This is a genomic window from Caryophanon tenue, from assembly GCF_001700315.1.
Classification (GTDB): domain Bacteria; phylum Bacillota; class Bacilli; order Bacillales_A; family Planococcaceae; genus Caryophanon; species Caryophanon tenue.
Genome location: NZ_MASJ01000003.1, coordinates 93,250 through 107,265, shown reverse-complemented (window position 1 = coordinate 107,265; position 14,016 = coordinate 93,250). Strand labels below are relative to the sequence as shown.

The window sequence follows — 14,016 nt, the reverse complement described above, 5'->3', positions numbered from 1 at the left end:
TTAAAATCCTCCTTTCGCTTTGGCTGCTACTAAGTGCGTTGATGAACCTTCAACTGGTACTAAATCATACACACGGCCATTTTCATCAAAGTATTGCTTATGCTCTGCTTGATAATGCTTTTCCACTTCGATACGCTCACGTTTACGCTCTTCACGTCCAATTGGGTTAACATTTGGAATCGCTGATAATAAACGCTTCGTGTAAATATGTTGTGGATTTGTGTAAATATCTTGCTTATTGCCTGACTCTACAAAACGGCCACGATACATAATCGAAATATGGTCACACATATGCTTTACAACACCAAGGTCATGTGAGATGAATAAATAGCTTAAGCCATATTCTGTTTGAATGTCCTTCATGAAGTTTAACACTTGTGCTTGTACAGATAAGTCCAGTGCTGATACTGGCTCATCGGCAATAATTAATTTTGGGTTTGTTGCGATTGCACGAGCAATACCTAATCGTTGCTTTTGACCACCTGAGAATTCATGTGGATATTTTAGCTTCGCATCTTCTGGCATACCGACAATTGCTAATAATTCGCTAATCTTTTTATCTTCTTCTGCTGGTGTTAGCTTTAAGAAGTTACGAATTGGTTCTTGTAAAATTTCTGCCACGCGTTTACGTGGGTTTAAACTTGAATGTGAATCTTGGAAAATCATTTGGATTTCACGATTATAATTTGAACGACGGTCGCGACGCTTATTCGTTACGTTCTCGCCTTCATAAATAATGTCACCACTTGAAATTTTCTCAAGACCAATAATTGATTTACCTGTTGTCGATTTACCACAACCAGACTCCCCTACTAAGCCGTACGCTTTTCCACGTTCGAACTCCATTGAGATGCCATCTACTGCGTATACATTGTCAACAACTGAGTTGAAAAATCCACCACGAATTGGGTAGTGCACTTTTAAATCTTTAATTTGCATAAAGCTCATTATGCGTTACCCCCTTCGAAATCGAAGTTTTGCCAGCACGTACAACGTACTAAATGCCCTGGCGATACTTCATGTAATGTCGGTGTTGCTTCATGCTCTGATTCTTTTACCCATGGTACACGGTGTGCAAAGCGGCAACCTTGACGTGGTAAATTCATTAATGAAGGGACAATACCTTTAATAACATTTAAGCGTTCACCTTCTGCTGCCCCATTTGTGGGATTGAGTTGAATAATGAACGTGTATATGGATGCTTAGGATTTGTAAATAGCTCTTCAACCGTTGCTAGCTCTACGATTTGACCCGCGTACATTACCGCTACACGGTCTGCAACTTCTGCTACAACACCTAAGTCATGTGTAATTAAAATAATACCTGCCTCTGTTTCTGCTTGCAGTTCATTTAATAAATCGAGAATTTGTGCTTGGATAGTTACGTCTAATGCCGTTGTCGGCTCATCCGCAATAATTACTTTTGGCTTACATGCAATGGCAATGGCAATAATAACACGCTGGCGCATACCACCAGACAGTTGGTGAGGGAATTGTTTTGCTACACGAGGTGGATTGGGAATACCTACTTGACCTAGAAGTTCTAGCACACGTGCTTTACGTTCTTCTTTTGTCATTTTTGTATGATAAATTAATCCTTCTTCGATTTGATCGCCAATTCGCATTAATGGGTTTAATGCTGACAGTGGATCTTGGAAAATCATACCGATTTCTTCTCCACGGACTGTATTAAACTCATCCTCAGTCATTGTTGCTAAATTTTTACCTTGATATAAAATTTCGCCTTGTACACGTGTTTTATTATGGTCGTGTAAACCCATAATCGACGTCGCAAGCGTACTTTTACCGCAGCCTGATTCGCCAACGATTGCAAGGATTTCATTTTTCTTTAACGTAAGTGAGACACCATCTACAGCATCAAAATACGTATCTTTAATTCGAAAACCTGTGTGTAAATCATTAATGATTAATAAATCTTCGTTAGATGTTTTCAAATTGTTTCTCCTTTCAAGCAAGCGGTATAAGAATATTGTGACAATTCACTTCAAAAAATATTCTTTGCGCAAACCACTTCCTAAATTTTCAGTCAATTGCACAATAAAAAATACATCGTGACACATTATACCGTTCAATAAAACCTCGCGTCAACTATAGATGTATGAATTATACTAACATAATGACATTTTAGTATTTAAAATCCCTTTTGACAACTGTTTTTTGTCGTTTCAACGCTTTAAACCACTAAATTAACGCATTATTAACTGAAAATATTGATTTATCAGAATTAACAGACGTACGTTTATTTAGTGCATTAAAAATTTTCATTGAATAGTATTTTTCAAAACCTTAAAAGCTTTTAAAGCGCTATCATTTCAAGCTTCCATTAGATGTTTGTTGTCTGATGACTATCGACGTGTAGTCTCTCATAATATATCATTTTCTAAATAATGATAGGATGTATTTTTTTCCCATTATACATTTCAAGCGTAAAAAATGGTAATTTAATAGCTTATACGACAGAAAAATTTTTTTGTCTAATGTTGTCACAATTTCGTTAATTTTTCCCTTAAAAAAATGGACCATCCCACATTGGAATGGTCGTTATCATTACGAACGTTTTTTCCCTCGGCGTAGTAATGCCCAAATAAATGCTAAAAAGATAATATAGACAAGTGCCATCATTATCATATAAGCAATATTAAAGCCTTCATCGTCTTTCACCTGATATAATTCGACAATTTCACGGTCAATGACTACGCTATAATAGCCATCTTCATCTTGCCGCACAATGTCCTTCTCGAAAAGTCCCGATAATTGCTTATCGTCACCAATTTCATCGATTGGAATTTGTACACGCTGTGTTTCCGATGTGTTATTGATCGCCACTATCCATTGTTCCTCATTGTTCCATCTTTTAAACACAATAAAGCCGTCTTTATTTGTTAAAAGTTCAAAATCCCCGGTCCGCAATGCTGCCGACTGATTACGAATTTTTTGAACATCTTGTATATAGCCAATAATCTCTTCTTCGACTTTAAAGTTTTGAATTTGATGTGACGTGGTAGCGTCATGTCCATTCATTGAAATTTCTGTTCCGTATGTCATAAGTGGTACAGTTGGCATCGTCAGTAATGCGCCCATCGCTACTTTAATACGTGTCGGTGGAAACGCATTTTGTTCCGCTGCTTTATACGTAATACGTTCTGTTTCGAGCGTATCTACTGCAGCAATTGTTGCCGGTGTTTGTGGTGCGATTAATTGTGGCAACATAGCCGTCGATTGACCCGTTATTTGAAACATTGTCCCCCACTGTTCTATGTCTCCAATGCGTATTACAGCATCTGCATCAACATCTTTCTCTGATGTGATAACGATTTGCACATCTTCTGTTTGTTCACGAATAGTTGCAATTAATGTGGAGACTACATCTGCTGGTACATCCTCCATTTGCGTAAAGCGAATAGCACCTGCGTTATAAGTAGATTGCATATTCTGAACAGCTTCCGTCAGTGCAACAATAAATGCCTCATTTGTATAATCCCACGTAATGCTACCGTCTTGTTCCTCGCTCACCCATTCTGGATGCTCGATTGCCCATTCATGATTACTGCTAACGTGATTTAAGCGCCAATCCATCATCGTACGAATATGACGCTCTTTAAACGTATCGATTAATTGCTGTAGTTCCTGCGCTGTTCCAAAATGGCGCTCAATCGTTTCGTACGATGTAATACGCGAGCCATCATATGTTTCAGTCGAAAATACAGAGCCAATTGCGACCGTTGTAAAACCTAAGTCAACAATGTAATCCATCTTATCGCGCATTCCAATAAAATCACCACCAGCGAAGGCTGCAGGATTCTGTGTATCTACTTCATAGTCATTGCCATTTGTTGCATTGAAATAACGGTCTACGAATACCTCGTAAATACTTTCATCATAAATGGTGCGCGTTTCTTCTGCATATGTACTGCTTGTGCTAAATATTGTCGAGATACTTAACACGATTGTCATCATTGCTGTTCCCCATAACCGGCCTCTCACATCATCATCCCCTTTAAAGACTATGCCTTCTACACGAGTTTCTTCTATTATAAAAGAATACCCATATTACCTAAAAACATTTGATGTTACGACTAATCTAGTACTTTCCACTTGCAATTACTTTTCTTTATCATACCGAAAAGTAGGTCATGCTGACAAATAAAACCGCGTACCCCTATTGGATACGCGGCTCTCTTAACATTAGAAGAAATCCATACCTGCTGGTAATTTTAAACCGTAGAAAATTGTCACTAATGCAAATACTGCAAATAATGCCCAAACAACAGTTGTTGATTTCCCTTTTTGTCCTCGTACTAATACCATTTCCATCATCCCGATTGTTAAAATCGCGAATGTGAATTTAATGTCGTACTCAAACGTTGCACGGTACTCTAAATAAAGTGCTAGACCTGAAACGATTGCTAAAAGATAAAACAAACGTAAAGCCATATGAACACCTTTAGAGTATTTCGCTACTGCTACGAAAAATAGCACAAGCATTACTACCCAAGTAGTAATATGCAAATGAGTTGTAGACGTTAAAAAGTCCATTTTTTCCCCACCTCATCATATCATTTTACAAAATAATCGTATCAGATAATGAAGTGTGATTCAAATTGTAACGCAGTAAATTAGAAACGATTTACTAAAGTTCCAATGCCTTCTACTGAAACTTTCACAACATCGCCACTTTTTAAGAATGTTGGTGGGGTCATGCCTTTGCCAACTCCTGCTGGCGTACCTGTTAAAATCACATCGCCTGGCTCTAATGTTACGTATTGTGAAATTGTTGAAATTAATGTATCTACTTTAAATAACATATCTTTTGTTGACGCATTTTGACGAATTTGGTCATTCACTTTCGTAACAATTGTTAATGCATGTGGGTCTGGTAACTCGTCTTTCGTTACTAAATAAGGTCCTAGTGGGCATGTTCCCTCTAAGCTTTTACCTAGGAAGAATTGTTGGTGACGGTACTGTACATCACGTGCTGAAATATCGTTCGCAATTGTATAACCAAATACATAATCATACGCTAAAGATTTCGGAATGTCTTTACCACCTTTACCAATCACGATTGCTAATTCACCTTCATAATCTAATGAATCTGTTTTATCCGCATGTAATGGTAATGTTTCTTCATCCGCTGCAATTGATAACGGCGATTTTGTGAAAACGATTAAGTCCTCTGGTGCTACACCGCCCATTTCTGCTGCGTGGTCTGCATAGTTTTTCCCTACACAAATGACGTTTTTCGGTGTACGTGGAATTGGTGCTAACCATGTAATATCTGTGAAAGCACGCTTGAATTGCTCTGGATTTTCATCCTTCGAAGCCGCTTCAACCAATTTACGAATCTGTTCTACAAAGTCCAAACCTTTGGCAACACCTTCAACCATTGTTTGTGGAAACTCCGGTAAAACTGCTAATTGCTCTTGAATAGCAAGTACATCCCATACTGCCTCTTCTTTTTTGACTTTTAGACCAAATCGAACTTGATTGTTGTAATTAAATGATAAAAGTTTCATATCGAGTAAGCGCTCCTTTTTGTTTTTTCCATCATACCGCAAATCTTCTGAAATTTCCTTATTTTTCACAAATATTTTCGATAAGATAGTCGTTTCCACATAAACTCTATCGGACCTTGTTGCCATTTCAATAAATAAAGCTGTGCCAAAATGACTTGGAGCACGTAAATACCGATCGCTAAATAAACCATCGTCGGTACGTCAAGTTTGCCATATAACCCAAAGCCAAATTGATAACTCAGCAATGTCATGACGACAGACTGCATTAAATACATCGTCATCGATAATCTTCCCATATTCGCAAAGGGCGTAGCGATTTTCAAAATGCTTGCGAATGAACATAGCCAAATAATAACTGCTGCATAGCCAATCGCAAGTAACGGACCTCCAACAAATGATTGTATATAATAATTTAAAAAGCTGGCATCTTGTAGCACAAATAAACTTTTCGTGTAAATACCCACCGCGACAAAGACAATCGCCATCATCCCCCAAAATAGACGCAGTTGTGATGCGCGTTCAATTAAGCGCCACTTTGCTGCAGCAGCACCGAGTAACATATACGCTAAAATGGTCGTGATCCACATAAGTGGCTGGAATTGATAGCTGTAGTCGGCAAGGCGCTGAAGAAAGGCATCGCCCCAACCGCCTAATGTATAAGCCGTCACAACCTGTTCAATTCCGGCTAAGTCTACGTATGTCGATAGTGGTGTTTGCCCACCACCTGACAACGTTAAACCTGCAAATAGTAACAACTGCCACAAACCATTTATCGCAAGCCCGCTTATTAGTAATACGAGTGGTGACCAGCGAATAAAGACAAGTAATATAAACGCACATACAGCATACGCTAATAAAATATCGCCCCACCAAATGAGTAATCCGTGCGCAATGCCGATAAGTGCTAGTATAAAAAAGCGCTTCGGTGCAATGCTATAAAAGGATATTCCTTTTGCAGATGTGCGTGCGTATTGTAGCGCAACCCCATAACCAAATAACATCGCAAATAACGGGTAAATACTCCCTTGTATGTAAATCGATAAATTTTGCGTCCACATTAACTCAAACGGGCTGCCTTCATACCATGCATTCAGCTCAATATAAGGCAATGGTAAAAAGAAGCCGTACATGTTCACAATGATAATACCTAGTAAACAAAGCCCTCGAATAACATCTAATGTATGGACACGTTCATGCTGTAACGTCGGTTCATACTTCATCAATACACTCCCTTCCTGTTTAAAAAAAGAGCTGTCCGTAAACAATGGACAGCTCTTTTGTAAACTGCATTACGGTAATGCAATTGTCATTGCGCTACGCACGGCATAAATAATTTTTTCAGTAACAGGTACACGTAAAATTTGCTCGATTGCTTGTGCATATGTGTGTAGCTGTATTGTATATCGCTTTTCTAATTCTTCTTGCAACTGTGCCTTTGCAATGCGGTCTGTTTTATAATCTAACAATATAATTGTACCATCTTGCTCTTCAATGACACAGTCAATAATCCCTTGAATAATTTGCCCATCTATCATGGTGTCTTCTTTTACAAGCATTGTAAACGGCAGCTCACGCCAAATACGATGTGCTTTCATAAAACGTTGCCCAATAGCCGAGGCAAAAAATTGTTGGAAATGGGCTCGCTCTAATACAGCCGCTTCATCTTTTGTTAAAATTTCACGTGTGACTAAGCTGTCAATAAACGCATCAATCGCAGTGTCCGATGTAAATCCTTGCTGTGGAACATGATGCATCGCTGCGTGGAAAGCGGTCCCTACTTCTGCTGCTGTTAATGATTGCTGTTGTAAAAAGGCAGGACGCGGTGCTTCCTTCACAAGCGTTTGCGTAGCTTGTGCAAATAATTCTGGCTCTTCTTGTAATTGCAGTTGCTGGAGACGCTTTAATTCGGTTACGGATGTTTTTGAACGCTTCGTTGTCATATCCGTATAATGGTATTGTGCTGTAAAGCGTCGCGTTACTTCTTCGACCAATGTCGCATCCAATGTTGCCGTATCCGCTAATTGTTCTTGCGTCAGCTTATCTTTCCCTTCACGTAGCGCATCATTGCTAATGAAATGAACATTCCACTGTGACGGCGTGTAGGATGCCTGCTGCTCCATCTCGATAAAATCAGGATGACAGACAATTGCAGGACCTATCCAGTCTAAATAGCGGTTCGCCTTTGCACGTAATGCATTTGGTAAACGCTCATGCTCTTTTAAACGCTGTGACTCTTGCCAATCTTGCAATGATTTTGTCGCATCTTTTACCGAACCGACTAAATACAACCGTTCTTTCGGACGTGTCATCGCTACATACAAAATACGCATTTCCTCGGCGCGCATTTCTAGTAGCTTTTTTTCTTTAATCGCTAAAAATGGTAGTGATGTATATGTCACGCGGTGCTCAGGGTCAATCGCTTTCACCCCTAAGCCGTATTGCTGGTCGAACACATATGGATGGTTAAAATCCATTTTATTAAAGCCTCGACCTAAACCAGCAACGAACACGACAGGAAACTCCAACCCTTTTGATGCGTGAATCGTCATGACGCGCACAACATCCTCTTCTTCACTGACAGAGCGTGCTGTCCCTAAGTCGTCACCACGCGACTTCATACGGTCTACGAAGCGTAAGAAGCGGAACAAACCACGGAATATAGTTTGCTCATATGCTAACGCGCGGTCATGCAAAATACGCAAATTCGCTTGACGTTGCTTACCATTCACCATGGCACCGACCATTTCATAATAATACGTATCCTCATAAATCATCCACACAAGGTCTGATAAGGCGATACGCTTTGACGCATTACGCCATTTTTGCAGGAGCTGTAAAAAGCGTTGTAATTTTTCAGCAGCCGCTGTCGAAATACCTGACTGCCCTTGACGTACAAAATGATGGAGCGCTTCATAAAATGGTAAACGTTTATCAGACACACGAATCGTTGCTAACTCATTTTCCGTTAACCCAACAAATGGTGCACGTAGCACAGATGCTAATGCAATATCTTGATACGGATTATCGACCACCTTTAATGTGTTCAGCATAATCATAACTTCTAACGCTTCAAAGTAGCCTTTCCCTAAATCTGCGTACAGAGGGATTTCCGCTTCTTTGAACGCTTCGGCAAATTCTGCAGACCATGTCATGGAACGCATTAAAATAACAATATCGCGATATTCCAATGGACGCATGTTGCCATCTTTTCCTTTGACCATTGCGCCACTTTCTTTGAGCTGTTGAATTTCGCGAATGATATAGCGCGCTTCATACTGTGCAGCTGTAAAATCATCCTCTTCTGGTAGCTCGTCCTCTTCTTCGGCATTTGCAATGACGGCTACTTGAATCGGAATCGCTGTCGGTACATCATCGTACCCGCCGCTATATTTTAACGAAGCCGCTTCGTCATACTCTAACTCACCGACTTGCTTGCCCATAATTTGTGTAAAAATATAGTTCGTGCCTTCTAAAATTTCACGGCGTGAGCGGAAGTTCGCATTCAAATCAATTTTTAAACCGTCTTGTTTGTCGGCATATTGCTCATACTTCCCTAAAAATAAGCGTGGCTCAGCTAATCGGAATCGGTAAATAGATTGCTTTAAGTCCCCAACCATAAACATATTGCCGTTGTGGGCATCACCACTTTTCACTAGCTGCAAAATCGTTTCCTGCAATAAATTCGTATCTTGGTACTCGTCAACAAGCACCTCTTTAAATTTTTGCTGATAGTCTTGTGCAACAACAGATGGTACAAGCTCTCCATCTTCTATTGTCGTTAAAATTTGCAGTGCATAATGCTCTAAATCTGAAAAGTCGACAAGTGCGCGCTTTCGCTTCAGTTGCTTATAACGCTCACTATAGTCTTTCGTTAGCTCCACAAGTGTCGCAATAATCGGTGCCATCCGACGAATTTCTTCCACTAATGTATGTGGCTGACGCGCAAAATATGTTTTTTGCAATGTATCAATAATTTTCTTTGCTTTATCACGTTTATCTTTCGCACGCTTTTGAAGTGTCGGGTCACATTCATCCTTTTTCATTCGTGCTAATGTTGTCCATTTAAAGCCTGTCACCGCATCATGTAACGCCTGCCATGAACCCATTTCACTAATGGCTAATACGGTGCGCACATCGTCAAAATCGCGCTCAAGCGTTGTGCCATATGCAGCTGGTCCGTCTGGTAATAACGTAATATCACGCATTTCTTCTAAATAACGCCACGCGCTTTGTAATTCTAAACGAATGCTTTTTTTGATATCCTCAATAAACACTAAATCATCGACTGTTGTGGCTGCATCAATGTTATACGCATCTACTAAACTATTTAACCAACGATACGGCTCTGGCTGTACGCGTGACATTTCATATAGGCGCTCAATTAGCAATTCAATCGCTTGGTCATCACGGTCTGACGTGAAACTATCAACGAGGCGATACATATCGAGTAAACGCGCTTCATTGTCCTCATCGTATGCCTGCTCTAGCACTTCTGCTAATACATCATCGCGTAATAATGCCGCTTCTCCGTCATTAGCAATGCGGAAGCCTGGGTCTAAATCAAGCATATACGCATATTGTTTAATAATCGCTAAACAAAATGAATGCAGTGTCGAAATTTGTGCCTTATTGACAAGCGTTAACTGGCGACGTAAATGCTTGGCAATCGGTGGATTATCGAGCTGTTTTTGCAACTCTTTTTCAAGCGCTGTCGCCATGCGCTGTCGCATTTCTGCTGCCGCTGCATTCGTAAATGTCACAACAAGTAATTCATCGCAGTCAATTGGCTCACCCGTTTTGCCAATCACTTTTTCAATCATGCGATTAATCAGCACCGCTGTTTTCCCTGAACCCGCAGCTGCGGATACAAGTGTATCTTGCCCACTTGCATAGATGGCTTGCCACTGCTCATCTGTCCACTGTACGTCAGCAGGTTTTTTCGGAATATTAGTCATGTGTTTCTACCTCCTGACGAATTTTTTCAACAAATTGCTGTTGCTTCATGCCATGCAAGCGATTGTATTGCTGCTCGCCGTCTGACGGGTCGAACTGGCAAACCGCTTTAAACTGACAATACGTACATGCTGTTTTATCCTTCAAACGATACGGGGTAATATCTGTTTTACCTGCTAAAATACCGTTCCCTGCTTCCATATGCTTTTTACGTACATATTGTTGCACGAACTGCATATCTTCCGTTTCAATTACCTTTGAACGCTCTGTATAAATCGAGCCATCTTTTTTCAAGGTTACAGGAATAATGGATGAACGACTTGCCTCTTCTTCTAGTGTTTCATCCATTGAGAACAGCATCTCTTCGTTGCTCGTAATTAATCCACGCATACGGTATTGGTCAAGGCGTGTTGTCTCTAGCGTGATATCATCCATTTCCGTATCAAACGTTAACATCGGATTATGCATATGAATGTACAGCACTCCTGCTGGTAATACTTCACCTGTACCTTTTAATAACATTGGTGCGTTTTCCATTGCCACATCTAAATACGTCATGAGCTGTAAGGATAAACCGTGATACACTTCTGCCACGTTTAAATCACGTGCTGACGATTTATAATCGACGACACGTAAATACGTTCGGTCTTCAATTACTGCACGGTCAATGCGGTCAATGCGCCCTTGTAAATACAGTTTATTTTTATTAGCAAGCGGAATTTCAAGTGGTGGCAATGGTTCACCAAAGCCAAAGCCTTGTTCATACGCAATCGTTTTAAAATGTGATTTTTGCGCATGATGTGTTAATGCCAACATCGTCCGTTCCACAATACGCATTAATTTCTTTTGAATGTAGCGATATCGCGCACTACTTAGTAAAATTTGATGTGAAAACACCGGTACAATTTCTTCTAACGCCTGCTTTGTCAGTGCTTGGCATTGCTCATTTGTTAAACGATTCCACTGAATCCCTAAACGTTCAGTTTCCTCCGTAATCCACTTCATCGCTGCGTGGAATAAATCGCCAATCGCAAATGTTTCCAAGCGATATTCTGAACGCTCTTCTAGCTTCAAACCGTATGTCGCAAAATGAGAAAACGGACAGCTAAAGAATTTTTCAATACGCGATACACTTGATGTTAAACGGTTACCGTACAATTCCTTCGTTACGTCTTCTGTTAAACGCTCGCCTACATTTTTTTGATATAGAGGTTTCGTCACTTGCGTAAACATATGGGACCACTGCATATTTTGTTCATAATAATGCTGAACAGCGCGCCAAATCGGTGGTAAGTGCTCCGCTTCCTCTAGCTGACGAAGCTGTGTCACAATATATGGCATCGCTGCACGTGGATGCTGTAAATAGCTAAATGTATCGACCGTATCACGTAAGTCTTCGGTCGGATCCATATACGCACGTTTCTTTTCAAGTTGTGGCACTAAATGTTCCAACTGTTTTAAATAGCTCGACGGTAAGAGCGCTTTACTTTCTTCATCTGCCTGTGCGTACGATAAAATGAGGCGATCGGATGCAGCCGCTAATGTTGTATACATAATATAGGGCTCTTGTAACAAGCGATTTTTAGACGTTGGCGCTAAGTCATAGCCCGCCTTTGTAAAGAAATCACGCTCACTATCCGATAATAATCCCTCATAATCAATACGTTTTGGGTACACGCCGTCATTCATACCAATAACAAATACCACTTTTGTATGTGGTAAACGTGCTAAATCAGACGTTTCTACTTGTACTTGGTCAAGTGTGGGTGGAATACGTGAAAATTCAAGCCCATCAAAACCTTCATCTAAAATATCAATCATGTCATCAAGCGTTAATGATTCCTGTCCAAACATTTGCACAAACTGGTCAAGTACCTCCACAACACCGTTCCATGCTTGGTCGTGTTCCGCTGCTTCGTAGTGTGCATTGCGCTCAATTTCTTGATTCTTCATTTGCATTAGCTTCGGATAAACGTCGCATTGCTCTAATAATGTAAATAAAGCTGTCGCCATTTCCGTCGCATTTTGTGCAGCAAGTAAGCTTTCTTGAAATGCGCGTAACGGCGTAATGACTTGCTGACGAACTGCTTCAATTTCTTGTTGAATCGCCTTTTCATCATCAGTTTGAACCATCCGATTAAATTCTAGGCCACGGTACTTTTTATAAAACCAGCGCGCATCATCCAACCAACGTGCTCCGTATATCCCGTGTGAAATCACAAAGTTTTCCATACGGTCTGCACGTTCACGCCATACCGTATAATCATTCGATACCGGGAAAAATAAATCTGTTTTAACGCTTCGGAACATCGGCTCATATTTCCAACCTGTTGAAATTGCCTCCAACACCGAACGGCAAAATTCGATTAACGGATGATGAAGCATTGGCTTTTTCGTATTTGTGAAATACGGAATATCATACTGTTGGAAAATGGTACTCATTAATGGGTCATATGCCGCTGCTTGGCGATATAACACAGCCATATCTTTATAACGGATGCCTTCTTCTGTTGCGAGCCTGCGAATTTCGCGGGCGATCGCATGTATTTCAGCACGTCGACTCGCGGCTTCAATGATCGTGATATGCTCTGCCTTTCCGTGAAAGGCAGGTGCTAACGCTTCGCCAAAATATTGCTCGATATGTGCAAGCTCGGGCGATTGGAAACGTACTGCCTCCGTGCAGACGACTTCTGGCTCAATATCTACTTGTAGCGCCTCGGCTGCCTCATGCAAACGAACGGCAGTTGACGCGGCTTCATGGAAAAGTGCTTGGTCATTATGCGCCTCGTCCATCGTGCGATATGGCAATGTAATGGTGACACACTTCGCTACACGTAATAGCTCCTTACATAATTCAAATTCACGCCCCGTAAATGCTGTAAAGCCATCAATATAAATACTCGCTTCCTTTATTTGCTCTGACTGCGCTAAGTTCTCCGTAAGAAGCGGGTAATACCCTTCACTATCGACATACGTTGTTCCTAAGCGTTGCTCCACTGCATCGACAACGACTTGTAAATCCGCTGTTTTATTGATCAGTGTTTTAGGCGCGTCCATTTCTTGAAATGAGGTTGCGACATTTGTCAGCATCTCACTCGTCACATTGTAGCGACCAAACTCTTTTAACAGTGCTTCAATTTCATTTGTAAAGCCACGCTTACCTGCTGCTTGGCGAAATAATGAAAACTGCTCCTTTTGCTCGTCTAGTAATTGACGAATTAACATTTTATAACCAACGCCATTAATTTCACGACGCGCAATGCCACCCGTTTCCTGTAAAATGTACCAAGCTAAACGTTTAAATGATAACACTTGTGCGCGAATTAACCCTTTCATGCCATGTCGGTTCATCAAATCATACTCAGTTGTATACGACATTTGGTCCGGCACAATAATGAAAATTGGTGCCCCTAGTGGCTCAGCTTTGCATTGCTCGACAATCTCTCGCTGTATCCATTGTGATTTTCCACTTCCCGCACGTCCAGAAACAATACGTAATGACATATGCATCCCCCCATTCTTCTATTTTC

Annotated in this window: 7 protein-coding genes and 1 pseudogene; all 8 read right to left on the bottom strand. The window is 40.7% G+C overall.

Features of this window, described 5'->3' with window-relative positions:
• Nucleotides 1-948: an ATP-binding cassette domain-containing protein gene (locus A6M13_RS03680; protein ID WP_066542961.1), complete on the bottom strand. Its 948-nt coding sequence runs from the start codon at nucleotides 946-948 to the stop codon at nucleotides 1-3.
• Nucleotides 948-1,954, bottom strand: a pseudogene (locus A6M13_RS03675) (ABC transporter ATP-binding protein). The gene A6M13_RS03680 and the pseudogene A6M13_RS03675 overlap by 1 nt, the downstream one beginning before the upstream one ends.
• A gap of 613 nt (nucleotides 1,955-2,567) precedes the next feature.
• Entirely contained in the window at nucleotides 2,568-4,004 is a 1,437-nt protein-coding gene (locus A6M13_RS03670) for an alpha-amylase family glycosyl hydrolase (protein ID WP_066542960.1), read from the bottom strand.
• Between the two features lie 201 nt (nucleotides 4,005-4,205).
• Nucleotides 4,206-4,556 (bottom strand): YisL family protein, encoded by a 351-nt coding sequence (locus tag A6M13_RS03665; RefSeq protein ID WP_066542958.1) that lies wholly within the window; start codon nucleotides 4,554-4,556, stop codon nucleotides 4,206-4,208.
• 80 nt (nucleotides 4,557-4,636) lie between these two features.
• Entirely contained in the window at nucleotides 4,637-5,533 is an 897-nt protein-coding gene (locus A6M13_RS03660) for a fumarylacetoacetate hydrolase family protein (RefSeq protein ID WP_066542957.1), read from the bottom strand.
• Between the two features lie 65 nt (nucleotides 5,534-5,598).
• Nucleotides 5,599-6,753, bottom strand: coding sequence for a DUF418 domain-containing protein (locus tag A6M13_RS03655; protein ID WP_066542955.1), 1,155 nt, complete (start codon nucleotides 6,751-6,753; stop codon nucleotides 5,599-5,601).
• 69 nt (nucleotides 6,754-6,822) lie between these two features.
• Nucleotides 6,823-10,488, bottom strand: a complete 3,666-nt coding sequence (gene addA, locus A6M13_RS03650; RefSeq protein ID WP_066542954.1) for a helicase-exonuclease AddAB subunit AddA — start codon at nucleotides 10,486-10,488, stop codon at nucleotides 6,823-6,825.
• Nucleotides 10,481-13,990 carry a helicase-exonuclease AddAB subunit AddB gene (gene addB / locus A6M13_RS03645; RefSeq protein WP_066542952.1) on the bottom strand — a complete coding sequence of 1,170 codons (3,510 nt, stop codon included), beginning with the start codon at nucleotides 13,988-13,990 and terminating at the stop codon, nucleotides 10,481-10,483. The genes addA and addB overlap by 8 nt, the downstream gene beginning before the upstream one ends.
• Nucleotides 13,991-14,016: the final 26 nt, after the last annotated feature.